The organism is Polaromonas eurypsychrophila (assembly GCF_014641715.1).
In the GTDB taxonomy this organism is placed as follows: Bacteria; Pseudomonadota; Gammaproteobacteria; order Burkholderiales; family Burkholderiaceae_C; genus Polaromonas; species Polaromonas eurypsychrophila.
Genome location: NZ_BMIG01000001.1, coordinates 1 through 25,364 on the forward strand (window position 1 = coordinate 1; position 25,364 = coordinate 25,364).

The window sequence follows — 25,364 nt, forward strand, 5'->3', positions numbered from 1 at the left end:
GCCTGTTGCAGTGCCCGGCACACCAGAGCCGCCTGCATGTCCGGGGCCATCGCCCAGCCCACCACCTTACGCGCAAACAAGTCCAGCACGACTGCCAGATACAGCCAGCCACTGCGCGTTCGGATGTAGGTGATGTCAGCTACCCACGCCTGGTTGGGCTGCGTCGGGTTGAACTGCCGGTTCAACACATTGGGTGATATCGGCAGCACGTGTTTGCTATCGGTCGTGTGCACAAATTTGCGCCTCCACGTCGAGCGTAGACCGTGCTGGCGCATCAAACGGCGCAAGCGGTAGATGCCCATCACAACGCCTCTGGACGCCACTGCCGTGCGCAAGCGCCGACTGCCGTAAGCGCCTTCACTGGCGGCAAACGCCGCCTTCAAATGAACGCTGGCTTTGCACACCGCAGCTTGAGATTGGCTGCGTTTGCGGGCCGCGTAATAGCCAGACCGGCTGACCTCCAGCACGCGACACATCTGCTCCACCGCCACGGCCCTCTGTTGCAACTGGCGCACAAGCTCAAAGCTCATCGCAGTTCCCGGGCAAAGAAGGCCGATGCTTTTTTTAGGATATCGACGTCGCCTCGCAGTTGCCGGTTCTCGGCTTCGAGCTGGCGTATACGCTGCTGCTCAGCGGTCAATGGTTTGCCGATACCAGGCTGCCCTAGCTGTTCAGCATCGACCTGTGCCAGCCAGCGTCTCACCGCCGTCTCGCCCAGCTTCATGTCCCCACAAACCTCGCCAATACTCAGTCCTTGGGCACGGATCATCTGCACCACTTGCAACTTGAAGCTCGCGTCAAATACTCTTCGTTTCGTTTTCGTCACTTTTATTATCCAGGTGATTTACACCTATCTATGTGTACGAATTCATTAGACCAGGACAACGCTAAGCACGCCACCTTCTTTCAATTGACCGCCGCCGGCAAGGCGACAATGGTGCGCATTTCCCCCACCTCTCCCTGAGGAGGAAAGAGCAACTGCTCCACAGGTTGAAAGCCAATCTCCTCATGGCTTTGTACGGCATATGTCCTGATACCCATCAGAAGGAATAGGTGGTAAACACGCTAGCTGCATCACCAGTGAAATTCAGTCAACAGGCTCAAAATATGGCGGCTACCGCTTCATTTGTACCAGACATAACCTGAGGAACGGGAGCATGACGAAGTTTAGCGGTCCTCAGCCGGAGAAAGCGAGCGCTTGCGAGTACGCAGGTAAAGCTGAGTTGGAGTCTCTTAAGCGGGAAGTCGAGGCCCAAAGAGAAGTGATACTTGCCTTGCAAGACAACCAGCAGCGGTTACGCAGCTTGGCGACTATTTCGGCCGATTGGTATTGGGAACAGGACAGTGAATATCGCTTCACCTGTTTTTTCACTGAGCAAAATTCCGGGATGATCCGTGCTGCACTGCTTGATGGTGCAGTCGGTGCGTGTCCCTGGGAGCTGACTGGAGTCATGCCAATGACATCGCCCTGGGACGCTCATCGTGAAACGCTCGATGCTCGTCAACCTTTTTGCGATTTTGAATACAAACATATGTCGGAAAACGAGCCGCCGCGTTACTTTTCGGTGAGTGGCGTTCCCTTGTTTGATGACAAAAAACAGTTCATTGGATACAGAGGAACCACTCGAAATATCACCAAGCGGATACGTTCCGAAGAAACACAGAGACAAGCTGTCCGGCTGCTTGACGACATAGTCGACAACATTCCCATCGCGTTTCACCTGACGTCTGTCCAGAACTACAAAATAGTTCTGTGGAACAAAGCGGCTGAAGCTTTGTACGGCGTGTCACGCGAGGAAGCGGTAGGGCATTCGGTTCACGATCTTTGGCCGAAGGAATATGCGGACCGGATGCACGAGGCCGATGAGGAATTGGTGAAGCAGGGCGTCATGCATGATTTTCCTGATCGAATCACCCACACCAGGCATCGCGGCAGTATTCACGTGCACATGCGGAAAGTCCTGATTCAGGATGCCGACGGGCGCCCCTCCCATATCCTGATTACGGCCGAAGATATTACGTTGCGCCTGGAAGCTGAAACCCGGTTGCGGCAGAGCGACGCAAAGTTCAGGAGTTTGACCGAGCTGTCATCCGACTGGTACTGGGAGATGGATCATCAACTTCGGTTCACCTTGTTGTCAGGTGACAAGCCTGAGAGAACCAAGGCCACTGCGGAAAAATTTTTGGGAAAAACCAGATGGGAAACCACTGGTGTGGATGGCAATCAAGCGTTTTGGATCGAACACCGAAAGCAACTGGAGCACCACGAGACTTTCCGGAACTTCGAATATGCACATCAGGACAGCGATGGTTTGAGGATCGTGTCCATCAGTGGTGAACCCATCCTCGATGCAGACGGGGGCTTCAAGGGATACCGCGGTGTGGGAAGCGATATTACTGAACGCAAACAGACCGAAATCGCTTTGCGAGCCAGTGAAGCCCGCTTTCGCACAGTCGTGGCCGCCATGGCCGAAGGGGTTCTGCTGCGTGATGGTCAGGGACGTGTGGTGGACGGGAATGCCAGCGCCGAACGCGTCCTTGGAAGATCATTGCAGCATATGAAGGGGGAAACCTTCATCGACTCGTCTTGGCAAATGTTGAGGGAAGACGGATCATATATGCCGGATGAAGAGCGACCCATCACCGTCTCCGTGCGCACAGGTTTGCCACAGTCCAACGTGGTTATTGGATACCGAAGACCTGATGACAGCGTGTTTTGGGCGCTGCTCAATGTGCAGCCTTTGTATGACGAAAGCTCCAAACCACCTTCAGGTTACGTCACCACCATCACTGATATCACTCAGAGAAAACGGGCAGAAACCGAGATTGTCAGACTTAATGTAGAGCTCGAAAACAGGGTGCTCCGCAGAACCGCCCAGCTCGAAGCCGCCAATAAGGAGTTGGAGGCGTTTTCCTACTCTGTGGCCCACGATCTGCGTTCCCCATTGAGCAGCATCGATGGCTATAGTGCCTTGCTGCAGAAAGCTTTGTCGGGTACGTTGGACTCCCGATCCAGCCATTACTTGGTCCGCATACGTGAGGGTGTGCGACGGATGGGGGACCTTACCGACGGATTGCTCTCCCTGGCCAAGCTGTCACGCACCGGCCTCAACTGGGAAACAGTGGACCTGAGCGCTGAAGCCGGCAAAATTGTTGCTCAGCTCAGGGAAAATGAACCGACACGCAATATTCAAATTTCCGTTGAACCTGCAATCTTGGTGAGAGCTGACAAGTTGCTGCTGCGTCAGGTCCTGGAAAACCTGATTGCCAACGGCTGGAAGTTCAGTTCCAAGAAATCTTCAACAGAGATTTCCGTTGGCAGACTTCTCGCTGATGGCGATGAACCTTCATATTTCGTGCGGGACAACGGCGCGGGGTTTGACATGGCCTACATTGACAAGCTCTTTGGCACCTTTCAACGGCTTCATTCCCCTGGAGAATTTGCTGGTACAGGCATTGGTCTGGCAACTGTCAAACGCATTGTGATGCGCCACGGAGGAAGAATTTGGGCCAAGTCAGTCGTTGGTGAAGGAAGCACTTTTTACTTCACCCTTGGAAGCGACCTGACCAATGTGCTGCTCAAGCAAAGCAGCAAATCAGACGAAATTACTGGAAGAATTACCCTGGCACAAGCCCCGCGTGCCTTGCCGCAGTTCAACAATCAGGCAACCCCAGTGAGGAATGATGCAGCCGTGCCAAATGACGTCGACGACATTTCTTTGGACAACGACAAGCAATTCAGCAATGCTTTCGAACATGCTGCCATCGGGATGGCTTTGATTGCAACTGATTCGAAGCGACTGCGGGTGAACAGTGCCTTTTGCAAGATGTTGGGGTACTCGGAAGCTGAGATGTTGTCGCGCACCATTTATGAAATCACTCACCCTGAGGATATTGAATGGGATTTGGTACAAAGAGGCAGAGCGCTGTCCGGGGAAATTGAAACCTATCAGTGGGAAAAACGATATATCCATCGCTCAGGCGCAGTCGTGTGGGGCCATCTGACTTGCTCACTGGTTCGAGATGCAGACCGCAAGCCGCTGCATTTCATTATGCAGGTCCAGGACGTCACAGAGAGGAAGTTGACTGAATCTGTATTGCGTGAAAGTGAGGAGCGGTTTCGCACACTCACAGCTCTGGCGTCCGACTGGTTTTGGGAACAAGATCAAAACTTCCGATTTATTCAAGTCTCTGGCAACGCAGGGGATGAATCAATGTCTGGGGATGCCAGAGGACAGGCAATGGGCAAGACACCTTGGGAGCTTGATCATGTACTTATGCCCGAAAGCGTATGGGATCGGCATAAATCGCAGCTCATGCGGCATGAGGTTTTTCGTGATTTCGAGGTGACGCGGCTGGACCGGGACGGACAAATGCGCTACGTGTCGATCAGCGGCGTGCCAATTTTTGACGCCGCAGGTCTCTTCAAGGGCTATCGGGGAACTGGCCGTGACACCACGGAGATGCGCCGTGTCAATGAGGCACTGCGACTCAGCGAAGCTCAGCTAAGAGACATCACAGATACCCTGCCTGCAATTATTTCCTACGTCGATGCTGAGCAGCGCTTCCGCTTCCACAATCGTTCCTATGCGGAGGGTTTGGGTCTCTCCCGCGATCAAATCAACGGCAGGAAAATGGTGGAGGTGCTGGGCCAGGAGGGTTATGAGCTTGCGCTCCCCTGGATAAAAGAAGTGCTTTCTGGTTATCCAGTGAGTTTCGAACGCCATCGCAAAACGCCGCAAGGTGACTTCCGTGATTTCATCGTTAATTACTTTCCTTGCTACGGGGAAGGTAAGGACGAAGGTAAAGTTATAGGGTTTTACTCCTTGGGTACCGACGTCACAGAGTTAAAGCGCATTGACCGCATGAAAACCGAATTTTTAACGACGGTGAGTCACGAGTTACGCTTGCCACTCATGTCGATTCTCGGATCCTTGAACTCAATTTCCGGCGGGATCGTCGGGCGACGTCCCGAAGACGTTAGCGCCGCGGTTGAATTCGCAAGGAAAAACTGTGAGCGCCTGCTTCAACTGATCAAGGACATTGTTGATCTTAAAAAGGTCGAAGCTACTAACAGCCCGCGCTGAGGGTTTGTAAAGCCTGGTTTTGTTTTTCCGGTCTTTGAATACCCTGTCTCTGCTGGCGCCATCTGCGCCTTTCCCTGCGCGCGTTGTTTTTGCCGAGGTGGACGCTAAACTCCAGCCATGAGTTTTGCGGTTCATTCCCCTCCCGGCGACAGCTCGCATGCCGAGCCCGACATGGATGCGCGGGACGACTGGGTGGAAGTCAGACTGACACGCAGTTTCATGCGCAATGGCCGGCCGGCCCTGCATTCGGCCTCGATGGTTATTCCGGTCTTCCTCGCGATTCTCTACAACGATGTCAACAACACAGCCTTGCTTTGCTGGGGGCTGGCCGCGGTGGTGATGACGCTGGTGCGTTACCGGGTGATCGCTATCTATCACCGCGACTTCGCCAGTGAAGACGCCGCGCGGCTGGGTGAATTCATGTCGCGTTATAGCTGGACCTGGACCATGAGCGCCGCGATATGGGGTGCTTCGATGCTTCTTCATTTTCGCAAGGCACCGGTGTACGACCAGTTCATCTGCCTGCTGGTGCTGGCCGGGATGGCGGGTTTTGCAGTGGGCGCCTTCTCCGCGTCCTGGCGCTGCTTTGTGGGCTACATCAACGGTTTGGCCTACAGCACGCTGGCCGCCGTGGTCTATAGCGTGGGGCTGGAGCGCCCGTTCATGGGCACGGTACAAACCTATAGCCTGGTTGTGCTGGTGTTGATTTATTGGGCCGCCATACGCATGGCGGGCAGGCGGTTTCACCAAGGCCAGCGCAAAACGCTGGAACTCCAGTTCGCCAATACGATGCTGATTGCTTCGCTGACCGAAAAAACCCGCACCGCGCTGGAGGCGGTGCAAACCAAAAACCGCTTCATGGCCAGTGCCGCGCACGATTTGCGCCAGCCGGTGCATGCGCTGAGCCTGTACGCCGACTGGTTGCGGGCCGAGCCTGAACTGGTGGCGCAGATCACACCGAAAATTGTCCAGTCCACGCAGGCGGTCAATGAGTTGTTCAATTCCCTGTTTGATCTGGCCAAACTGGATTCGGGTGCCGTCGAGGTGGCTTGGCAGGCGGTCGAGCTGTCGGAGGTGCTTGCCGAACTGGAGTTGCAGTACGCCCCAGTGGCCCTCGAAAAAGGTCTGCAACTGCGTACCCGTGTAGTGCAGTGCAGGGCGTTGTCCGACAGGGTGTTGCTCAAGCGTTTGCTGGGCAACCTGCTTTCCAATGCCGTTCGGCATACGGTCGGGGGCGGCGTGTTGATTGCCGTGCGCCGCAGACCCAGCGGTCTGTGTATCGAAATTTGGGACACCGGCGTCGGGGTGGCGCCTGAGGACCAGCAGGCGATTTTTCAGGAGTTTTACCGGGTGGCCGCGCACAACGGCACGGAACAGGGGTTCGGTCTGGGCCTGTCGATTGTCTCGCGGCTTTGCGAAACCTTGAAACACCCGCTGACCATGCATTCCCGTCCCGGCAAGGGCACGGTGTTCAGGCTGATGCTGGAACCGTTTGATGACGCGGCCGGCGCTCCGGGATCATCTGCGTGTTGATTTTTCCAACGACACGACGGTCCATGGGGCCGCTCTCAGTCTCGCCCTTTTGGGAGAGGGTGGGGGTGAGGGATTGAGCGTTCCAGCGGGCAGGAACTTTAAAACGCTCAATCGTCGAATCAGAGCAAGCCTTGTGTTCGGGCCAGGTGGCTGGCTTGCGAGCGGCTTTTGACATTGAGTCTGCGAAACAAACGCCACAAATGGACTTTGACCGTGTGTTCGCTGATTTGCAGTTCGGCGGCAATATCGCGGTTGCTCATGCCCTTGTCCAGCATCACCAGCAACTGCTTCTGGCGCTTGGACAGTTTTTCCGGCTCGATGCCGCTTTCGGAATCGGGGCCGTCGTCCAGAAAGGTTTTCAGTACCCTGGAGATTTCGGTGGCACCGGCCGATTTTTCAATGTAGTTGTCTGCGCCGGCTTCCAGCGACAGTTCCTGGTAGTCCTGCGCCGGGGCTGCAGACAGCACCACGATGGGAACTTCGGGAAACTGTTGGCGCAGTTCGCGCACCCCTGACACGCCGTGGGTATCGGGCAACTTGAGGTCCAGGCAGACAAAGTCCGGAATGCCGTGTTGCTCAGTCGCCGCGCCGATCGCGGCCAGCCGGTCCAGCTCAATGACGCTGGCCTTGCTGTGCAGTCGGCGGATCAGCATGACCACGGCTTCCCGCATGAGGGGGTGGTCGTCAATGACAAAAATGCGCATGGGAGCCGTTGTGAGGTGGGAACTGGTGTGAGTTTTGACTTCAAAAGGAAGCATACCCGGTGTGTGACAGGTTGGTGCGCCAACTATAAACATTAAGTTGGGCATTGATTCACATCCCTGCTATGTCAAAAAATGTCGTAGTACTTACTGCCTCTTATGCGCTTAAAAAGTCATGACAGCACGAACGCTCAAACGCTGACCCCGGCCCTGTCTCACAAGACAAGGGTGAAAGCGGTCCAATTCACGCGTCGTGTATTTGGAAAGCCCAGTACAGCCGTGTTACGGCGCGGCTGAGCTCCATAGCTGCAGAGCGGCCGCGATGGCGTCGGCTGTGACACCGGGCACAGCTTGCAGGCTTTGCCGCAGCATGGGCAGTGCGGCTTCGCCTTGAGTCTGCAGCAGGGCAATCGCTTTGGCGGCCTCTTTGGGCGACTCGAAGCCGAGGCTGTGCAGCAACAACTGACCTTGACCATCCAGCAGCTTGAAGTGAAATTTGCCATCTGCTTCACGGTATTGTTTGAAGACGGGCTCGCTGGTCTTGGCGGTTTTTAATTTGGCGGCTGCCACTGCGGGCGCGGCAACCAGTTTGCGCAGGCCCACGGCCTGGCGCAGTTCGCCCATGAAGGGTGTCGACAGCCGCCGCGCCTTGTCGGCGCCGGCCAGCAAGGTGGCCTCGATTTTTGCGGGGTCCTGCATCAGCGCCTGATAGCGCGCGCGCATGGGCGCGACCTCCTGGTCAATGCGTTCGAACAACAGCTGTTTGGCATCGCCCCAGGCGATGCCTTCGGCAAAGGCATTGCGCAGCGCGGCCGTTTCCGGTGCGCTGGCAAACGCCTGGTAGATCTGGAACAGCGCCGAGTCTTCGGTCTGCTTGGGCTCGCCCGGTGCGCGTGAGTCAGTGAGGATGCTGGCAATGAGTTTTTTGAGCTGATCGCGCGGCGTGAACAGCGGGATGGTGTTGTCGTAACTCTTGCTCATCTTGCGGCCGTCCAAACCGGGCAGCAACGCTACCGATTCCTCGATCAGCGCCTGCGGCAGCACAAAGTGTTCTCCGTACAGGTGGTTGAAACGCTGCGCCATGTCGCGCGCCATCTCGATGTGCTGGATCTGGTCGCGACCGACCGGTACCTGGTGCGCCTTGAACATCAGGATATCCGCGCCCATCAGCACGGGGTACATGAACAGGCCGGCGCTGACATCGGCATCGGGGTCGTTGCCGGCTGTGGTATTTTTATCCACCGAGGCCTTGTAGGCATGGGCGCGATTGAGCACTCCCTTGGCCGTCACGCAGGTCAGCAGCCAGGTCAGCTCAGGAATTTCAGGAATGTCTGACTGCCGGTAAAAGGTAACGCGCTCGGGGTCCAGCCCGGCGGCCAGCCAGCTTGCCGCAATTTCGAGTGTGGACTGCTGGATGCGGGCCGGTTCATCGCATTTGATCAGCGCGTGGTAGTCCGCCAGAAAGTAAAAACTTTCCGCGCTGTCTCCTTTGCTTGCCGCGACAGAGGGCCGGATGGAGCCAACATAGTTGCCCAGGTGCGGCGTGCCGGTGGTGGTGATTCCGGTCAGAAAGCGATGCGGCGTGGAAGTCTGTTTGTTTGTCATGATCATCATCGAACCAGCATCGCCAGTGGCGTCAATACAATTTCAAGAAGGGCGTAAGACAAGGTCATCAGGGGACGCATCCACCAGTCGGTCAGTACGCCGGCAATCACCAGGGCCATCACCACAAAAAAGCCCCAGGGCTCGATGCGTGACACCAGCTCGGCCTGGCGCCAGGGCAACAGGCCCACCAGCACGCGCCCGCCATCCAGTGGCGGTAAGGGAAACAGGTTGAAGACCATCATCACGATATTGACCAGGATGCCGGCCTGGCACATCTTGATGAAAAACGGCTCCGTCACGCCAGCGCCCTGCAGCAGGTAAAAAGCGATGCCCCAGAATACGGCCTGGATCAGATTGGCACCTGGCCCGGCCAGGGCCACCCAGATCATGTCGCGTTTGGGGTTGCGCAAGTTACCAAACTGCACCGGCACCGGTTTGGCATAACCGAACAGAAACGCGCCCGAGGTCGCGATGTACAGCAGCAGCGGCATCGCAATGGTGCCCAGCGGGTCGATGTGTTTGACCGGGTTGAGCGTGACGCGGCCCAGCGCCCAGGCCGTGTTGTCACCAAAATGGCGGGCCACGTAGCCGTGCGCCGCTTCATGCACGGTGATGGCAAACAGCACGGGCAGCGCGTAGATGGCGACGGTTTGAATCAGATTGGCAAAGTCCATCCGTTGATTGTCTCAGACCGGTCAAAGGCGCGGCCGGGACCGGACAGCTACAGGCCGAGTGCGGCCAGGTCACCGCGCCCCTGCCGCACCACCACCGGCTCGCCGCCCTGGCCCATCGCCGTCAGGTCAATCACTGTGGTCGGCTCCTGTGGACAAGCGCCGGCGTCGATCACGGCGGCCAGTTCGTGCTCGAGCTGGTCGCGGATGTCCTGCGCGTCATTCAGTGGTTCGGTTTGTCCACGCGGGATCAAGGTCGTTGCCAGCAGAGGTGCGCCATGGATCTCCAGCAGGCACTGCAGGGTCTTGTGGTCGGGCACGCGCAGACCGATGGTCTTGCGCGAGGGGTGGCTCAGGCGCCGCGGCACTTCCTTGCTGGCTTCGAGGATGAAGGTGTAGGGCCCGGGCGTGGCGGCCTTGATCAGGCGGAACTGTTTGTTGTCGACGCGCGCGTAGTTGGCGAGTTCGCTGAGGTCGCGGCACAGCAGGGTCAGGTGGTGTTTGTCGTCCACCCCGCGGATGCTGCGCAGTTTGTCGGCAGCGGTCTTGTCGTCGAGGTGGCAGACCAGGGCGTAGCTGGAGTCGGTGGGCACGGCCACAATCGCGCCTCGGGCCAGCAGCGCTGCGGCCTGCCTGAGCAGTCGCACTTGCGGATTTTCGGGGTGGATGTCGAAGAACTGGGCCATGGCGGTGTGGCTGGTTCAGGACTCGGCGGGCAGAATGCGGAATTCTTTGAGCGCACGGCTCTCACGCGCCGTCAGCCAGGCCCCCAGCGCGCCGCAGATGGCAATCATCAGCATCCCAAGCAGGGACCAGCCGTCCGGCACATGGGAGAAGGCAATCCAGCCACCGACCATCGCAAAGGCGATCTGGGCATACAGGTAAGGCGTCAGGGTGGCAGCCGGCGCACGCATATAGCCCAGGATCAGCATGAAATGCCCGACCGTGGCAGCCACGCCCATCAGCAGCAACCAGCCCCACAGCGACCAGGCGGGCAGCGAAACCCAGGCAAAGGGCAGAGCAAGCGCGGCCAGCAGCGTACCCACCCAGCCGGTGTACAGGTGCATGGTGATCGGGTCTTCCGTTTTGGCCAGCTTGCTGGTGAGCACCTGGAAACCGGTGTTGGTGGCCACCATGGCTAGCGGCAGCAGCAATGTCCAGTTAAAGTCTTCACCACCGGGACGGATGATGATCAGCGTGCCGACAAAACCGCCTATCACCAGCGACCAGCGCAGCGCAGAGACTTTTTCGCCCAGTGCAGTGGCGGCCAGCAGCGTGATCAGCAGAGGCACGATGGCGCCGATGGCGGTGAACTCGGCCACCGGCATGTATTTGAGGCTCAGGAAGGCAAACAGGCTGCTCAGCAGCAGCAGCAGGCCGCGCAGGCACTGGAACTTCGGGTGAGCCGTGCGAAGCACGCTCAGGCCGCGCAGCGGCAACACCACGGCCGTGGTGGCCACCGCCTGGAAGAAGTAGCGAAACCACAGCGCCATCAGAAGCGGCACGCTGGCGCTGACAAATTTGGTGGTGGTGTCCAGCGTCGCAAAACAGGCGACCGCCGCGATGACCAAGGCGATGCCCGCCAGCGCAGACGGCGTGCGGCTCACTGGATGCGATCTTCCAGCAGCGCCCAGACGGGTGTCAGGTCACCCGGCAGAAAGGGCAGGGTGCCCAGATCGGTGTGGCTTTCATCGGGGCTGTGGAAGTCGCTGCCGCGCGAAGCGGCCAGGCCGAACTCTTTCGCGGTTTCGGCGTATTTCACATACTCCTGCGTCGTGTGGCTGCCGGTCACCACCTCAACGCCTTGGCCGCCGTGGGCCTTGAACTCGGTGAACAGCGCGTATTCTTCATTTGGGGTGAACTTGTAGCGGCCCGGGTGGGCAATCACGGCCACGCCTTTGGCGCTGGTGATCCACTGGACGGCATCACGCAGATTGGCCCAGCGGTGCGGCACATAACCGGGCTTGCCCTCGGTCAGGTACTTGCGAAACACCTCCGACGTTTCCCGGCAGACGCCAGACTCCACGAGGAAGCGGGCAAAGTGGGTGCGCGAGATCAGCTCCGGGTTGCCGACAAACTTCAGCGCGCCTTCATACGCGCCCTTGATGCCGACTTTGGCCAGGCCGTCCGACATTTCCATGGCCCGCTGCCCGCGACCACCGCGCGTGTCGTACAGGCCCCGCTTCATGGCCGCGTCATCCGGGTCAAACCCGAGGCCGACGATGTGCACGGTTTCGTTGGCAAAGGTAACAGAGATTTCGGTGCCGGTCAGGTAGTTCAGGCCCTGGGCTTTGGCGGCGGCAGCCGCGCGGTGCTGGCCGCCGGTCTCGTCGTGGTCGGTCAACGCCCAGAGTTCGACACCGTTGGTTTTGGCGCGTTCAGCCAGCGCCTCCGGTGTCATGGTGCCGTCAGACACCACGGAGTGGCAATGCAGGTCGGCGTTCAGGATGTTTTTGGAGATCACCAATACATTTTAGGCGCTCTGCCCTTTTGTTGCCGAGGCTGGCCTGGACCGACCGCCGCGCCATGGCCTACCATGGCAACTTGCTTTGACATCACTTGACCGGGGCCTTTCATGATTACCGTGCACCACCTCAACCATTCCCGCTCGCAACGCATCCTCTGGCTGCTGGAAGAGCTGGGGCTGGACTACGACATCAAGCGTTACGAGCGCAACCCCAAAACCATGCTGGCGCCGACCTCCCTGCGTGCTGTGCATCCCCTGGGCAAGTCGCCGGTGATCACCGACGGCGAGCTGACGATTGCCGAGTCCGGCGCGATTGTGGACTACCTGATCAACCGTTATGGCGCGGGGCGGCTGGCACCGTCGGCGGGGTCGCCGGATCGCCTGCGCTACACCTACTGGCTGCACTATGCCGAGGGCTCGGCGATGTCGCCGCTGTTGCTCAAACTGGTGTTCGACAAGATTGAAAAAGCGCCGATGCCGTTTTTTATCAAACCGATTGCCAAAGCCATCAGCGGCAAGGTCAAAAGCAGTTTCGTAGAGCCGCAGATCATGCAGCACCTCGACTACCTTGAAGGCGAGCTTGGGAAAAGTGCGTGGTTTGCCGGTGATGAATTCACGGGTGCCGATATTCAGCTGAGCTTTCCGCTGGAGGCCGCAGCAGCGCGCGGTGGACTGGATGCGAGTCGGCCGCAGCTGATGCATTTTCTGCAGCGTATTCATGCGCGCCCGGCCTACCAGCGCGCCATCGAGCGCGGCGGCGAGTATTCAATCCTTACCTGAGGCTGGAGTTGGGCGATTTCGCTATTAAATAAATAGCTTTCTACGCCCGTTCTATATGGGCTGTAGGCCTGAAACGCTTGAAGGCTTGAATTTCAGCGGAAGCCGAAGTAAGACAGGATGAAGCCGATGATGACGATAAGGCCGACGATGTAAATGATGGTGTTCATGGTGTCCTCTGGATTTTTTGTTGGCGTGCCGGACTGGCTTGCCTTCTGACACCAGATCATGGCGGGAAGCCTGGTCCACAGCTGTAGGCCCTGCCTGCCAGGCGCCGTCGGACAAAAGCGCTTGAGGAAGCGCTGAATAAGCCCATTGCGGCGCGCCATCAGCCGGGCTAGGGCGGGCTGCTGCGTTGAATTTCTTGCCTAGGGCCTGTTAACGCCGTTTTTGCAAATGCGAAAGGAGTGAAAGCAGTGCCAATCAAGGCGCGCGACAACGCCCAGACTGGGCGTCTGGGCTAGGAGTGCAACGCAGAGTGGCGCTGGTTTCACCCCGTTCCCTTCGGGTTGCGATCAAAAAGGCCCTGCGCGGCGTTGCAAAGCCTTGTCGGGGCTGACCCCGACTGCGTTTTGCGCCTTGCTCAGCGCCTTTTTGACTCGCAACGCATCTTGCAAAAACAGCGTTAACAGGCCCTAGCCAGCTATTGACTGCGAAATCCGCCTTGCATCCCATCCCCATCCGGCTGCCGCGCATCCGCAAGGACTTAGTCAGCGCTTCCCTAAAGCTCCGCAGCCTCGACCAGAAAACGCACCCGCTTGATGCCCTGCCACTCGTCGGCATCGAGCCTGAACGCCAGCTTGACGCGCGCTGGCAGTGACTCGGTGTGACCGAACCAGATGCCGTCCACCGGCTGGCCCTGATGCTTGAGCTTGAGTGCCAGGTGTTTTTCACCGACCAGGCGTTGCGACACGACTTCAACTTCCTCGCTGAAAGTCGGCGCCGCAAAACCCTGGCCCCAGACCTCCTTGTGCAGCATGTCCACCAGGTCGGCGCGGCGGTACTGCGGCGCCAGCGGGCCATCGGTGTCGAGCCGGCGTGTCAGCGTCGCGGCATCCAGCCACTCGTGTGCCACCTGCTGCAGTGCCTGCTCGAAGACTTCGAACTGTTCCTCATGGATGGTGCAGCCGGCCGCCATGGCGTGGCCGCCGAAACGCAGCAACACGCTGGGGTGGCGTTTGGCCACCAGGTCCAGCGCGTCGCGCAGGTGAAAGCCGGGGATCGAACGGCCCGAGCCCTTGAGCTCGTGTTCCTTGCCGGGCGCCTGGCTGGCGGCAAACACAAAGGTCGGACGGTGCAGCTTGTCCTTGATGCGCGAGGCCACTATGCCGACCACGCCCTCGTGAAAGTCGGGGTCGAAGATGGCTATCGCCGGTGGTGGCACCTCGTCTTCATCGATCATTGCGTCGGCCGCGAACTGCGCCTGCTCTCGCATGCCGGCCTCAATGTCCCGCCGCTCGCGGTTGATGCCGTCTAGCGTCTTCGCCAACTCGTCGGCGCGGCCCGCGTCGTCGGTCAGCAGGCATTCAATGCCCAGCGTCATGTCGCTGAGCCGGCCGGCGGCGTTGATGCGCGGACCGACAGCAAAGCCGAAGTCGAAACTGGTGGCCACAGCAGCGACACGTCCTGCCGCAGTGAACAGCGCCGCCAGGCCGGCCGGCACGGCGCCGCTGCGTATGCGTTTGAGGCCTTGCGCCACCAGGCGGCGGTTGTTGGCGTCGAGCTTGACCACGTCGGCGACAGTGCCGAGGGCAACGAGGGGCAGCAACACGTCCAGACGCGGCTCAACGGTCGCGAGCGGCCGCGGCGAAGGGCCGCCCCGAGCAAGGCCAGCCCCCTCGGGGGGCAGCGAAGCACACGAAGTGGCGAGCGTGGGGGCCACAAACACGCCACGCTGTCGCAACTCGGCACGCAGGGCCAGCAGCACATAAAACATCACACCGACCCCGGCCATCGATTTGCTCTCAAAAGCGCAGCCGGGCTGGTTCGGGTTCACGATCACATCGGCGTTGGGCAGCACGATGGCACCGTCCTTCAATGCCGGCAGGTGATGGTCGGTGACGAGGACCTGCATGCCCAGTTCACGCGCGCGCGCCACGCCGTCCATGCTGGCAATGCCGTTGTCCACCGTCACCAGCAGGTCGGCGCCCGTGGCCTTGACACGCTCCGCAATCGGTGCGGTCAGCCCGTAGCCGTCCACCACACGGTCCGGCACGATGTAGCTGACCTGCTTTGCGCCCAGCAGGCGCAGGCCGCGCAGCGCGACGGCGCAGGCGGTGGCGCCATCGCAGTCGTAGTCGGCCACCACGCAGATTTTTTTGTTCGCGGCGATAACATCGGCCAGCAGCAGCGCCGCCTCCTGCGTGCCCTTCATCGATGCCGGCGGCAGCAGCCGGGCCAGGCCGTCGTCCAGTTCGTCGGCGGTCAACACGCCGCGCGCGGCGTAAAGCTGTGCCAGCAAGGGGTGCACGCCGGTCTGCTCCAGCGCCCAGACGCTGCGGGGCGGGGCTTCACGTACTATTATTTTCATAGCTGCTCCCGCCCGTCCCATAAGGGCTGAAGGCCTAAAACACGCTTGAACCGGGACCAGGGACCGGCTCTAGTGGGAACAAAACTTTGCGCCGCGTGTTCGCCGCACAGCGTCAGTCGTGCGCTCCCACCGGCCCGCAGAACGGCCAGCAACGCGGCGCAGGTATCGGCGTCCACGACCTGCCAGGCCTGCGCATGGGCGGCCGCGTCGCGGCGCAAGGCGGGCGCCTGCAGGCGCGATTCCACCTGCACTTCGCCGACGAGGGCCATGGCATGGTCCAGCACCCCGGCGCCAGTGACCCAGAAGGAGTTGACCGGCGCCAGGCCCCGCTGCTGCCGCACCTCGTTGACGGGGTGGGTGTAGAGCAGCATCTGCATCTCGTTTTGCAGGCGGCGCAGGGTGGCGGCCGGCGTGCCGGCGCCGTCCAGCAGCGAACGTGTCAGGTGCCGGCCCATCAGGGTGTCCATGGAGACGCTGCGCAGGCCGCGAAACACCTCGCCGGTGGCCAGCCAGGTACCGGGCAAGGAGCCATAGGGTGCCAGCGTGATGCCGTCTTCGAGAAAGTAGGGCGCCATCGCCGCCAGCAGCGTGCCGGAGCTTTCTTCGTCCAGGGCCAGATCTTCGGGCGGCGACAGCCGCACATGGTCGGCGCCGACCTGCCAGTGGCACAGCTTGATGAAGGCGCAGGGCAGGCCGATGCTGCCGGTCTCGAAGGCTGCCCAGGGAATCTCACCGGGGCCGCCCGGCAGGCTGTTGGCCTGCGCCAGTGCCAGTTCAAAAGGCGTGGACGGGTCGTCCTCGCCGCATTCGATGCGGCCGTCCGGCGCCATCGCCGCCAGCAGCGCGCGCAAGTTGGTCGTCAGCGGCGGCAAGGGCGGCGCAGCTTCGCCGGCGTCCTGGGGCAGCACAGCCCCGGCAATGATCAGATGAAGTTTGTCCGGCATGGGCCTATTGTCCGGGATTGCACGGGCGGTCGAGAGGGCTTGCGGGCCTGATGCCACAATTGGCACCATGCAAATCCCCTACGAACTGATTCTGGGCTGGCGCTACACCCGCGCAGGCCGTGCGACGCGGCGCAACGGTTTTATCTCCTTCATCTCTGGCGTCTCTATGCTCGGTATTGCGCTCGGTGTGGCGGCGCTGATCATTGTGCTCAGCGTGATGAACGGGTTCCAGAAGGAAGTGCGCGACCGCATGCTGGGCGTGATTTCGCACATCGAGGTGTTTGCGCCCAACGGTGCGGCGCTGCCCAATGTGGCGCAAACGCTGGCGGAGATCAAACAGAACCCGAACGTGGTGGGCGCCGCCAGCTTCATCGCCGCGCAGGCCCTGCTGGCGCGCGGCGAAGACATGAAAGGCGCCATCGTGCGCGGTATTGACCCGGCGCTGGAGGGTCAGGTCACGGACCTCGCGGTGGACCTCAAGGACACCGCCTTGCCCAAGCTGGTGTCCGGCAGCTTTGGGGTGGTGCTGGGCGGCGAGCTGGCACGTGCGCTGGGTGTGCGCGAGGGTGACCTGGTGACCCTGATTGCCCCCAGCGGCCAGGTGACACCGGCCGGTGTCGTGCCGCGCCTCAAACAGATGACTGTCGTCGGCACCTTCGACTCCGGCCACTTCGAGTACGACTCGGCGCTGGTCATGCTGCACCAGGACGATGCCGCAAAAATTTTCCGCCTCGAAGGCCCGACCGGCATACGCATCAAGCTCAAGGACCTGCATCAGGCGCGCGAAGTCGCGGCCGAGCTGTCGCGCAGCCTCAGCGGTGATTTGCTGATCCGCGACTGGACGCGCCAGAACCGCACTTGGTTTGCCGCGGTGCAGCTTGAAAAACGCATGATGTTCATCATCCTGACCCTGATTGTCGCGGTCGCGGCCTTCAACCTGGTCAGCACACTGGTGATGACCGTCACCGACAAACGCGCCGACATCGCCATCCTGCGCACCCTGGGCGCCAGCCCGAAAAGCATCATGGGCGTGTTCATGGTGCAGGGCGCCATGGTCGGTGTCATCGGTACCTTGTCGGGGCTGCTGCTGGGCCTGGGCATTGCGCTCAACATTGATGTGATCGTGCCGGCGCTGGAGCGTGCGCTCAACGCCAGCTTCCTGCCCAAGGACATCTATTTGATCAGCCGCATGCCCAGCGACCCGCAATACGCCGACATCATGCCGATTGCCGTGATTGCGCTGGTGCTGGCTTTCCTGGCGACCATTTATCCGAGCTGGCGCGCTAGCCGCGTTAACCCCGCAGAGGCTTTGAGATATGAATAAAAGAATTTTTGGGTGCGCGTATGAGTGATGCAGTTTTGAAGGCGCAAGGTCTGACCAAACGTTTCCACGAGGGCCCGATCGACCTGACCGTGCTGCACGGTGTGGACCTGCAGGTGATGGCCGGCGAGACCCTGGCCATCGTTGGCGCTTCCGGCTCCGGCAAAAGCACCTTGCTGCACTTGATGGGTGGGCTGGATGCGCCGACCAGTGGGCAGGTCGAGCTCAAGGGGCAGTTGATGTCTTCGCTCTCGCCCACCGAACAGGGCGAGCTGCGCAACCAGCACCTGGGTTTTGTCTACCAGTTCCATCACCTGCTGCCGGAGTTCAGCGCGCTCGACAACGTCGCCATGCCGCTGTGGATACGGCGCCAGGATCGCGAGAAGGCGGCGCAAACCGCTACGGCCATGCTCGCCAGCGTGGGCCTGAAAGACCGCATTCACCACCGCCCCGCAGAACTGTCGGGCGGCGAGCGCCAGCGGGTGGCCATTGCGCGCGCACTGGTCACGCGGCCGGCTTGCGTGCTGGCCGACGAGCCGACCGGTAACCTGGATCGTTCTACCGCCGACGGTGTGTTCGAGCTGATGCTGCAACTGGCGCGTGAACACGGCACGGCCTTTGTGATGGTGACGCATGATGAAACGCTGGCGGCGCGCTGTGGACGGCGTTTCCGCCTGGTGTCCGGGCGCCTGTCGGCCTGGGAATAAGGCGGGACGGCCTGCGGCAGGGTCAATTTGCGGCTGCTGATCGCCAAAACGACCGGAAGTGCATAATCCGACAGTCTCCCGGTACGCCCTCGCGTCCCCGGGAGCACCAGTTTTTCAACATGCCGTGCAGCTTCCTGCCTGCGGTCCAGGACAAGCCACCCTCGCATGACCGACCATTACACCGCCCTCGGCCTGAACAGTGCAGCAACGCTGGCCGACGTCAAAAAAGCCTTTCGCCAGCAAGCCTCTTTCTGGCACCCGGACAAAAACTCCCATCCCCAGGCGGCTGATCGTTTTCGGGCGGTGCAGCAGGCCTATGAAGTGTTGGCTGACGCGGACAAGCGCGAGGCTTATGACGACAACCGCCGTCGCAACCTGCTCGACAGCCCGATAGACACGGCGCGTGTCATCTGGGCCGATTATTTGAACCCGCTCGTGTGAGCCGCCCTGGCAAGGAAAAATTGATGAAACACTCGGCTGCATGAGCATCTCTCCCTATTTTCTCGACCTGCGCTCGGCCTACCAGTCCGAAATTGATGACCTGCGTTTCGACTCCGAAGGGCGCGACGTGTTGCAGCAGCGACTGGCTGGTAAACGCCAGCAGATCGCCTTTCTCGTCCAGATGATGGACATCAGTCCGGAGATGGTCGCTGTCGTGTTTCACCGGGGTTTCGACTTCACAAACAAGTCCGTGATGGAGCACTTGCTCACGCATGACGAGGCCAGCTTTCCGTCGTTGAACAGTTTGGCCGGCGATTTTGCCCTCCTGCCCTGGGCCCAGGACCTGGCCGATATCGTTTTGCAGGCGCCCGGTGGTGACAAATTCCTGACGCTGGCTGCCGGTCTGGAATACATGGCCGGCCTGCCGGTCGCTGCCGGCATCATCGTCAGCGACCAAGACGGCGATGAGGATGAGGATGAGGACGACAACAGCGACCAGGATGGCGACGATGAACTGGTGATTTTTGAGGACGATGGCGAGGGCGGCCAGGGCAGCGATGCCCGCGCACGCCAGGAAGCCGGTGCCGACTGGCTGGTCCAGCAGGGCTTCGACCAGAAAGACTGAAGCAAGCGCCATGAGCCAGAAAGTGAAACCCTGATGAGCAAACATCTCGCCCTGATCGAAAAAACCCAAAGCCTGATTGCGGCCGGCGATATCGTGGGTGCCGAGTCGGCCCTGGTGGAACTGGCCGATGCCGAAGGGGATGGCGCGCTGATGGTGGTGCTGGAGCAGTTGCCGCCCAAGGACGTGCTGGCGGTGATCCGTGAGTACGACAACTCCCGCGAGTCTGTGGTCGGCCTGCTGGTGTCGCCCGCCCAGTTCGCCCGCGCCGTGGTGATCGAAAAACTCTACAAGGACCTGACCCGCACCCATCTGCGCGGCATGGTCAATGCGGTGATCTTTCGGGAGGATGCGGAGCCGGTGGAATTCCTTACGGCCATTGGTGACCTCGATGGTGGCGCTGAAGCCCTGGCCGACTACTTCTCCGACCAGTGGAGCCGGGTCGAGGGTTTTGCGCGCAGCGGCAGTTTTGATCCGGCCGACGAGTACGGCAAGATGTTGTCGCAGTCTGCGCTGCTGGCCTCTGCCTACGAGCGGCCGCGTATTCAGCAGGATGAAATCGCCGACCGCGACTGGATGCAGCTCGCGTGGATACTGCGTTACGAATTGCCGGACCTGTTCATTGAAATGCTGATGGTGCTGCGGGCCAAGGTCAGTGCGCACCAGGCAGCCGCTTCCGACGAGGAAGATGAAGAAGATAGCGAGGACGACGGCAAGGTCGAGACCGGCGACACCGATCGGGGCAAGGCCACACCGACGGCGCGTGAGTCCGACGAGGAATCGGCGATCTGAACTTGCACCCTCCCATGTCTTCGCCTTCTGCCGTTTCGCTTTACGACGCCCGACCTTTTTTCGAAAAGGCGTTGCAGCATGGCGTGGTACACGGCATCATCGGCCCCGAAAAAATCGAGGCCATGCGGGTCGAGGGCCCCAAGGGTTTGGTGCAGATTGCGCGTTATTTCGGCAACGAGTTCCTGCGCCCTGAGCTTGAAAAAGCCCGCGACCGCATGGTCAACCTGATCAGCCTGTACCTGGAAAGCAGTTGCGACGGCGACGTCCAGCAGGGGGCCGAGTCGCTGCGCGATTTTTCGCTGTTGTCGCGCTCCAAGGGCGGTTCGGACATGCTCAAGGCCCTGATTGCCATGCCGCAGAACAGCCACTTCGGCATGAATGAGCGCGGCGGCTTCAGCGACGAACACATTCCGCTGCTGGCCAAATGGTCGCTGCGCAGCCTGACCGATTACCAGGCCGAACTCGCCCGGCGCAGCCAGGTAGCGCAGGTGGTGGATGCGGCCCTGTGGCTGGCCGGCGAGCTCGGCATGGATGCGGCCGACCTCGAAGAGGCGGGCAAGGATGCCGAGGCCGTCATTCGCAGCGCCTTGCTGGTTTTGGCTTCTGGCCGCACCGAGATGCCCGACTGGCCCGCGTTTGAAAAAATGATCGTCGCCCTGCGCAAAAAACACGCGGCGGAGCCGGCTGCGCTACCGCTTGCCGTTCCTAAAAAACTGCCAGCCCACCTGCGGGCGGTGGTGGAGGCGGCGCGCCAGTCGGTGATGGCCGACGCGCCCAAAATCCTCGATGCCGCCTTGCCGGTGCGCATTTTGTTCGACCGCAGCCCGGCTTTCATGGGGCGTTACTTCTGGATCGAAGATGCTCTGGCCGAGGTCGATCACCATGACCGCGCGGCATCCACGGCCTGGAACAAGGTCACCGGCGGCAATGCCGACGACGGTTCGCTGCTGACCCTGTTCCTTTGCGTGGCGGCCGGTTCCACGCCCAAAACCATGCTGGCCGAAAAAAGTGCCACGGCGCTGCTGCGCAAAATCCGCAAGTCCGGCTTCCACCCGGCGCTGGCGCACCAGTACATCGCGGACCATGCGCCGGTGCAGCACCAGGACGCGTATGCCAGCTTGTGGGAGGCTTTTGTGGACGAAGCGCAGGCCACGCTGGAAAGCGATGCGGTACACGCGCTGAACGACGCGCTGGCGCTGCTGCGGCGGGAATGTCATGTGACATAGACGATTTGCGGCTGGGGTGGCGAAACACGTTTTTTCATTAGGTATTTCGCGCTCCAGCCCTTGTCCCGTATGTGTGAGAAGCTATTGAATTTATAGCGAATTCATTGCGCTGACTGTCATCCCGGACTTGATCCGGGATCCATATGGGCGAACTACTTATCTACTTCGTAGCATGCGAGTTTGCGAACAAGCCGGGTCTCGCCCCGGCGGGCGACTCACTTTCTCTTGCTTCGCCAAGAGAAAGTAAGCAAAGAGAAGGCGACCCGATGGTCTGGGTCCCTCCGTTTCGCTGCGGGCAACCTACGGTGCTCGCCGAAAATGGGGTCGAGCTCGAACTCGCCTTTGGCTCAAACAATCGCTCGTCCTGATCCGTTTTCGACTGTGCTCCTCGGCCCAACCCGACGGGTGGCAGAGAAAACCAAATACCAGAGACAGAATCCGGAGCAGAAGAAGCGCGCAGCGCTTCTTCTGCAGGAATCCCAACAGACAGCCATGTTTGCACGCGAGCGCAGCACACGTAGCCAAATGAAGTCCCCCTCCATCGCCCAGCGGGGCGAGGGAGGGGTTAGGGGTGGAAGTGGGGAGTCAGACCTACTGTCCAGAACGGACCGCAGGCGCAGCGTGATGCCGGAGCAGGCAGGAAGCGGATTCAAAGAACCCGGTTAAACCACAGCATCGACAGCGAGGCCGACAGCAAAGCCAGCACCGCCGCAGCGAGGGCCAGCAGGCCGGATATTTCGGTCTCTTTCTTCTCGACGGTGAGCCGCGAGCTCAGAGTTTCATAAACCTTTTTCAAGTCAGCCGCAGTACCGGCGTAGAAGTACTGGCCCTGGGTTTTGGTGGCGATGGCCTTGAGGGTTTCCTCGTCGAGCTTGACGCGCATGGACCAGCCTTCAAAACCGATGGTTTCGCCGTCAACCGTCCCCACCCCCACGGTGTAGACACGCACGCCGTGGTCAGCGGCAATCTTCGCCGCCTCCAGCGGGTCCACGCCGGTGGTTCGCTGGCCGTCCGTCAGCAGGATGATGGCGCCGGAACCGTAGGAGCCGGGTGCGACCGGGGTGAAGTCCTTTTTGGGCTCCTTGGGCACCTGATCGATGGCGACGCCGCTGCTGCGGTTGCGCCCGTAGGTCAGCGACGCCAGATCAATACCGGCGTTGGGAAGCAACTCACCCAGTGACACCACGATGGCATTGCCGATGGCGGTGGCGCGTTGCATCTGGAACTTGTCAATCGCCGTCACCAGGTCTTCCCGGCTCAGGGTGGCCGGCTGCACCACTGACGCGGTGCCGGCAAAAGCCACGATCCCGACACGCACGCTGCGCGGCAGCTCGACCAGAAAGGCCTTGGCTGCGTTTTGCGAAGCAACCAGCCGGTTCGGCAGAACATCGGTAGCACGCATGCTGCCGGACACGTCCATCGCGAGGATGATGGTTTCCTGCTGAGATGGCAGGGTAATCACCGCAAACGGCCGTGCCGCGGCCAGCAGCATCGCCGCCATGGCCAGCAAAAAAAGCAGCGGCGGGATGTGGCGCCGGAAGGTCTGCCCGGCGCCCATGGCTTCGCGCACGATGGACAGGCTGGCATAACGCAGCGCCATCTTTTTCTTGCGCCGCAGCAGCCAGACATACAGCAGGATCAGCAGCGGTAGCGCCAGCATCAACCAGAGAAACTGGGGCCAGAGAAAGTTGACGGGTGAGTTCATGGAAGGGACTTCTGCGGGCCGCGCTCAGGCGGCCGCCTTGAGATGGTCGGGCAGCTTGCGCTGGCCTTTGCCGGCGGCGCCGGACGACTGGCCGCGGCGCTTGCGAAGTTCGGTAAAACGCATGATGGCGTCCACCAGGTCGCCGTCGGTGGACAACTCCAGCGCATCGACACCGGCACGCATCAGCGCCTGTCGCAGATCGGCTTCACGCTGCGCGGCGATACGCGTGAAGCGTTTGCGAAAGCCCGCATCGTGGGTGTCCACCAGCAACTGCTCGCCGGTTTCGGCATCGCGGATCGGGATCAGGCCGAGGTCGGGCAGTTCCAGCTCCAGTGGGTCGAGCAGGCGCACGGCGACCACCTCGTGACGCTGGGCCAGTTGGCCCAGGGTTTTTTCCCAGCCCGGCTCGCTGATGAAATCCGACACCACAAACACCGTCGAGCGCCGGCGCAGCAGTCTGGCAGCCGAGCGCAGCAGGTCGTCCAGCCGCGTCGTGGTGCTGCCGGTGGGCTCGGGGCGTGTCTGCATCGCATGCAACATGTGCAGCACATGTGGCCGGCCGCCACGCGCGGGCAGCACGGTGTCCACGCCGCTGCCGTAAAGCATGGCGCCGACGCGGTTGCCGTGACGCGTGAGCATGCGCGCCAGCACGGTGACGAATTCAGCCGAGACCTGGCTTTTTCGCTGGTTGCCGGACCCGAAATCAACCGAAGGACTCAGGTCCAGCAAAAACCAACTGGCCATCTCGCGGTCTTCGGTGAACACGCGCACATGCGGCAGCTGCAAACGCGCAGTGACGTTCCAGTCGATGTGGCGCACGTCGTCGTGATGCTGGTACTCGCGCAGGTCGGCCAGGTCCATGCCGGTGCCACGCATCAGCGTGCGGTAGTCGCCCTGCAGCAGGCCGTCTAGCCGGCGCAGCACGGTCCACTCCAGGCGGCGCAAAACATGTTCGGCGCCCACAAGTGGCTGCGCCGATGCCCGGACGGAGGCCTCGGCCGCTTCGGGTTGTTCAGATTTGCGAAACCAATTTTTCATGATCAATGGAAGTCACGCCCTTCAGGGCCATCCTTCGACAGTCTCAGGACGAACGGAGTTGCGCGAATGTGGGCTTCGATCCAGACCAGCCAGGGCCGCAGAACCGGCTTTGCCGGGCTGCAGGCGCAGCGCCCCCTCGGGGGGCAGAGAGCTACGCGCAGCGAGCGATCGTGGGGGCCGCATATCTACGCCACCAGTTTTTCATGTTCAAGCGGTCTTGCTGGCGCCGGCACCTTGGCCATGATTTTGGCGACCACGGTGTCGGCGTCCAGTCCTTCGGACAGCGCTTCGTAAGACAGCACCAGCCGGTGTCGCAGCACATCGGGAACCAGGTCGGTCATGTCTTCAGGCAGCGCATAGGTGCGGCCGCGCAACATGGCCAGCGCGCGTGCGCCTTCGGTCAGGTTGATGGTGGCGCGCGGGCTGGCGCCGAAGGTGATGAAGCGCTCCAGCTCCTTAAGACCGTGTTTTTCAGGCGTGCGGGTGGCCGACACCAGGCGCACCGCATATTGAATGAGCGAAGGGTCCACATAAACACGGCGACACTCGCGCTGCAACTCGGCGAGTTGCTCGGTGGTCGCTACGCTGCTGACCGCGACAGCCGGGCCGATCACGCGCTGGACAATCACGAACTCTTCCTCGTCGCTCGGGTAGTCCACCAGCACCTTCATCATGAAGCGGTCCACCTGCGCCTCGGGCAGCGGGTAGGTCCCTTCGGTCTCGATCGGGTTCTGCGTCGCCATGACGAGGAAGGGCTCGGGCACCTTGTGCGTTTCACCAGCAATCGTGACCTGGCGCTCCTGCATCACTTCCAGTAGTGCGCTTTGCACCTTGGCGGGCGCGCGGTTGATCTCGTCGGCCAGCAGCAGGTTGGTGAAGACCGGGCCCAGCGAGGTGCTGAAGTCACCGGTCTTCTGGTTGTAGATGCGTGTGCCCACCAGGTCGGCCGGCACCAGATCGGGCGTGAACTGGATGCGCTTGAAATTGCCCTGGATAGTGTTGGCCAGCGTCTTGACGGTCAGGGTCTTGGCCAGGCCGGGTACCCCTTCAACCAGCAGGTGGCCCTGGGCCAGGATGGCGACCATTACTCGTTCCAGGAAACGGTCCTGACCGACCACCACGCGTTTGACTTCGTAGAGGATTTGCTCCATCAGTTGCGCGGTGTGGGCGTCCTGCGAGGGTGACTGTGCTTGCATG

General features: G+C 60.8%; 23 protein-coding genes. 9 read left to right on the top strand and 14 right to left on the bottom strand.

Going from position 1 to position 25,364, the window contains the following annotated elements; translation table 11 throughout:
• Positions 1-530: IS3 family transposase (locus tag IEX16_RS00005; protein WP_229676090.1), on the bottom strand; the 530-nt coding region annotated here is incomplete at its 3' end.
• The gene (locus IEX16_RS19830; RefSeq protein ID WP_229676091.1) at positions 527-826 is read right to left on the bottom strand and encodes a transposase; all 300 of its coding nucleotides are present in this window, start codon (positions 824-826) and stop codon (positions 527-529) included. The genes IEX16_RS00005 and IEX16_RS19830, both read right to left, overlap by 4 nt.
• Positions 827-1,157: 331 nt before the next feature.
• Here IEX16_RS19830 and IEX16_RS00010 point away from each other — a divergent pair, with 331 nt between their 5' ends.
• Together IEX16_RS00010 and IEX16_RS00015 are read left to right on the top strand one after the other, a co-directional pair.
• The gene (locus IEX16_RS00010; RefSeq protein ID WP_188705322.1) at positions 1,158-5,087 is read left to right on the top strand and encodes a PAS domain S-box protein; all 3,930 of its coding nucleotides are present in this window, start codon (positions 1,158-1,160) and stop codon (positions 5,085-5,087) included.
• 117 nt (positions 5,088-5,204) lie between these two features.
• Entirely contained in the window at positions 5,205-6,620 is a 1,416-nt protein-coding gene (locus tag IEX16_RS00015; RefSeq protein WP_188705325.1) for a sensor histidine kinase, read from the top strand.
• A gap of 119 nt (positions 6,621-6,739) precedes the next feature.
• Here the strand turns inward: IEX16_RS00015 and IEX16_RS00020 are convergent, their stop codons facing one another.
• The 6 genes from IEX16_RS00020 to IEX16_RS00045 form a co-directional block, all read right to left on the bottom strand.
• Positions 6,740-7,324 (bottom strand): response regulator, encoded by a 585-nt coding sequence (locus tag IEX16_RS00020; RefSeq protein ID WP_188705327.1) that lies wholly within the window; start codon positions 7,322-7,324, stop codon positions 6,740-6,742.
• A gap of 279 nt (positions 7,325-7,603) precedes the next feature.
• Entirely contained in the window at positions 7,604-8,926 is a 1,323-nt protein-coding gene (locus IEX16_RS00025; RefSeq protein ID WP_188705329.1) for a tryptophan--tRNA ligase, read from the bottom strand.
• A 5-nt stretch (positions 8,927-8,931) separates the two neighbouring features.
• Positions 8,932-9,600: a site-2 protease family protein gene (locus IEX16_RS00030; protein ID WP_188705331.1), complete on the bottom strand. Its 669-nt coding sequence runs from the start codon at positions 9,598-9,600 to the stop codon at positions 8,932-8,934.
• Positions 9,601-9,647: 47 nt separating this feature from the next.
• Positions 9,648-10,283: an L-threonylcarbamoyladenylate synthase gene (locus IEX16_RS00035; RefSeq protein WP_188705333.1), complete on the bottom strand. Its 636-nt coding sequence runs from the start codon at positions 10,281-10,283 to the stop codon at positions 9,648-9,650.
• Between the two features lie 15 nt (positions 10,284-10,298).
• Complete coding sequence (locus IEX16_RS00040; RefSeq protein ID WP_373288261.1) at positions 10,299-11,231, bottom strand: DMT family transporter; 933 nt, start codon at positions 11,229-11,231, stop codon at positions 10,299-10,301.
• Positions 11,201-11,998 (bottom strand): PHP domain-containing protein, encoded by a 798-nt coding sequence (locus IEX16_RS00045; protein WP_229676123.1) that lies wholly within the window; start codon positions 11,996-11,998, stop codon positions 11,201-11,203. The genes IEX16_RS00040 and IEX16_RS00045 overlap by 31 nt, the downstream gene beginning before the upstream one ends.
• A 174-nt stretch (positions 11,999-12,172) precedes the next feature.
• Here IEX16_RS00045 and IEX16_RS00050 point away from each other — a divergent pair, with 174 nt between their 5' ends.
• On the top strand, positions 12,173-12,844 hold the full coding sequence (locus tag IEX16_RS00050) for a glutathione S-transferase (RefSeq protein ID WP_188705336.1): 672 nt from the start codon (positions 12,173-12,175) through the stop codon (positions 12,842-12,844).
• Between the two features lie 92 nt (positions 12,845-12,936).
• Here the strand turns inward: IEX16_RS00050 and IEX16_RS20190 are convergent, their stop codons facing one another.
• The 3 genes from IEX16_RS20190 to IEX16_RS00060 all read right to left on the bottom strand — a co-directional run bounded on the left by IEX16_RS20190 (position 12,937) and on the right by IEX16_RS00060 (position 16,315).
• Positions 12,937-13,071, bottom strand: a complete 135-nt coding sequence (locus IEX16_RS20190; RefSeq protein WP_268236570.1) for a hypothetical protein — start codon at positions 13,069-13,071, stop codon at positions 12,937-12,939.
• Positions 13,072-13,562: 491 nt separating this feature from the next.
• The gene (gene recJ, locus IEX16_RS00055; protein ID WP_188705338.1) at positions 13,563-15,371 is read right to left on the bottom strand and encodes a single-stranded-DNA-specific exonuclease RecJ; all 1,809 of its coding nucleotides are present in this window, start codon (positions 15,369-15,371) and stop codon (positions 13,563-13,565) included.
• Positions 15,368-16,315, bottom strand: coding sequence for a phosphoglycerate mutase (locus IEX16_RS00060; protein WP_188705340.1), 948 nt, complete (start codon positions 16,313-16,315; stop codon positions 15,368-15,370). The genes recJ and IEX16_RS00060 overlap by 4 nt, the downstream gene beginning before the upstream one ends.
• Before the next feature lie 67 nt (positions 16,316-16,382).
• On the opposite strand from IEX16_RS00060, the gene IEX16_RS00065 reads away from it, so the two are divergent.
• The 6 genes from IEX16_RS00065 to IEX16_RS00090 all read left to right on the top strand — a co-directional run bounded on the left by IEX16_RS00065 (position 16,383) and on the right by IEX16_RS00090 (position 21,424).
• Positions 16,383-17,639 (top strand): lipoprotein-releasing ABC transporter permease subunit, encoded by a 1,257-nt coding sequence (locus IEX16_RS00065; protein WP_188705342.1) that lies wholly within the window; start codon positions 16,383-16,385, stop codon positions 17,637-17,639.
• A 20-nt stretch (positions 17,640-17,659) separates the two neighbouring features.
• Positions 17,660-18,343, top strand: a complete 684-nt coding sequence (gene lolD / locus IEX16_RS00070) for a lipoprotein-releasing ABC transporter ATP-binding protein LolD (RefSeq protein ID WP_188705344.1) — start codon at positions 17,660-17,662, stop codon at positions 18,341-18,343.
• Positions 18,344-18,508: 165 nt separating this feature from the next.
• Positions 18,509-18,784, top strand: coding sequence for a J domain-containing protein (locus IEX16_RS00075; protein WP_188705346.1), 276 nt, complete (start codon positions 18,509-18,511; stop codon positions 18,782-18,784).
• Between the two features lie 40 nt (positions 18,785-18,824).
• Positions 18,825-19,409 (top strand): hypothetical protein, encoded by a 585-nt coding sequence (locus IEX16_RS00080; protein ID WP_188705348.1) that lies wholly within the window; start codon positions 18,825-18,827, stop codon positions 19,407-19,409.
• Between the two features lie 33 nt (positions 19,410-19,442).
• Entirely contained in the window at positions 19,443-20,198 is a 756-nt protein-coding gene (locus IEX16_RS00085; RefSeq protein ID WP_188705351.1) for a hypothetical protein, read from the top strand.
• A 14-nt stretch (positions 20,199-20,212) separates the two neighbouring features.
• Positions 20,213-21,424, top strand: coding sequence for a hypothetical protein (locus tag IEX16_RS00090; RefSeq protein ID WP_188705353.1), 1,212 nt, complete (start codon positions 20,213-20,215; stop codon positions 21,422-21,424).
• A gap of 649 nt (positions 21,425-22,073) precedes the next feature.
• Here the strand turns inward: IEX16_RS00090 and IEX16_RS00095 are convergent.
• The 3 genes from IEX16_RS00095 to IEX16_RS00105 all read right to left on the bottom strand — a co-directional run bounded on the left by IEX16_RS00095 (position 22,074) and on the right by IEX16_RS00105 (position 25,363).
• Entirely contained in the window at positions 22,074-23,129 is a 1,056-nt protein-coding gene (locus IEX16_RS00095) for a VWA domain-containing protein (protein WP_188705355.1), read from the bottom strand.
• A 24-nt stretch (positions 23,130-23,153) separates the two neighbouring features.
• A complete protein-coding gene (locus IEX16_RS00100; RefSeq protein ID WP_188705357.1) occupies positions 23,154-24,167 on the bottom strand; it encodes a DUF58 domain-containing protein in 1,014 nt (337 codons plus the stop codon).
• A gap of 185 nt (positions 24,168-24,352) precedes the next feature.
• The gene (locus IEX16_RS00105) at positions 24,353-25,363 is read right to left on the bottom strand and encodes an AAA family ATPase (RefSeq protein ID WP_188705359.1); all 1,011 of its coding nucleotides are present in this window, start codon (positions 25,361-25,363) and stop codon (positions 24,353-24,355) included.
• Between the last annotated feature and the right edge of the window lies 1 nt (position 25,364).

Coding starts and splice junctions, on each gene's coding strand:
- IEX16_RS00010 (WP_188705322.1), top strand. CDS start 1,158: ATGACGAAGTTTAGCGGTCCTCAGCCGGAGAAAGCGAGCGCTTGCGAG.
- IEX16_RS00015 (WP_188705325.1), top strand. CDS start 5,205: ATGAGTTTTGCGGTTCATTCCCCTCCCGGCGACAGCTCGCATGCCGAG.
- IEX16_RS00020 (WP_188705327.1), bottom strand. CDS start 7,324: ATGCGCATTTTTGTCATTGACGACCACCCCCTCATGCGGGAAGCCGTG.
- IEX16_RS00025 (WP_188705329.1), bottom strand. CDS start 8,926: ATGACAAACAAACAGACTTCCACGCCGCATCGCTTTCTGACCGGAATC.
- IEX16_RS00030 (WP_188705331.1), bottom strand. CDS start 9,600: ATGGACTTTGCCAATCTGATTCAAACCGTCGCCATCTACGCGCTGCCC.
- IEX16_RS00035 (WP_188705333.1), bottom strand. CDS start 10,283: ATGGCCCAGTTCTTCGACATCCACCCCGAAAATCCGCAAGTGCGACTG.
- IEX16_RS00045 (WP_229676123.1), bottom strand. CDS start 11,998: ATGACACCGGAGGCGCTGGCTGAACGCGCCAAAACCAACGGTGTCGAA.
- IEX16_RS00050 (WP_188705336.1), top strand. CDS start 12,173: ATGATTACCGTGCACCACCTCAACCATTCCCGCTCGCAACGCATCCTC.
- IEX16_RS20190 (WP_268236570.1), bottom strand. CDS start 13,071: ATGATCTGGTGTCAGAAGGCAAGCCAGTCCGGCACGCCAACAAAAAAT.
- recJ (WP_188705338.1), bottom strand. CDS start 15,371: ATGAAAATAATAGTACGTGAAGCCCCGCCCCGCAGCGTCTGGGCGCTG.
- IEX16_RS00060 (WP_188705340.1), bottom strand. CDS start 16,315: ATGCCGGACAAACTTCATCTGATCATTGCCGGGGCTGTGCTGCCCCAG.
- IEX16_RS00065 (WP_188705342.1), top strand. CDS start 16,383: ATGCAAATCCCCTACGAACTGATTCTGGGCTGGCGCTACACCCGCGCA.
- lolD (WP_188705344.1), top strand. CDS start 17,660: ATGAGTGATGCAGTTTTGAAGGCGCAAGGTCTGACCAAACGTTTCCAC.
- IEX16_RS00075 (WP_188705346.1), top strand. CDS start 18,509: ATGACCGACCATTACACCGCCCTCGGCCTGAACAGTGCAGCAACGCTG.
- IEX16_RS00080 (WP_188705348.1), top strand. CDS start 18,825: ATGAGCATCTCTCCCTATTTTCTCGACCTGCGCTCGGCCTACCAGTCC.
- IEX16_RS00085 (WP_188705351.1), top strand. CDS start 19,443: ATGAGCAAACATCTCGCCCTGATCGAAAAAACCCAAAGCCTGATTGCG.
- IEX16_RS00090 (WP_188705353.1), top strand. CDS start 20,213: ATGTCTTCGCCTTCTGCCGTTTCGCTTTACGACGCCCGACCTTTTTTC.
- IEX16_RS00095 (WP_188705355.1), bottom strand. CDS start 23,129: ATGAACTCACCCGTCAACTTTCTCTGGCCCCAGTTTCTCTGGTTGATG.
- IEX16_RS00100 (WP_188705357.1), bottom strand. CDS start 24,167: ATGAAAAATTGGTTTCGCAAATCTGAACAACCCGAAGCGGCCGAGGCC.
- IEX16_RS00105 (WP_188705359.1), bottom strand. CDS start 25,363: ATGCAAGCACAGTCACCCTCGCAGGACGCCCACACCGCGCAACTGATG.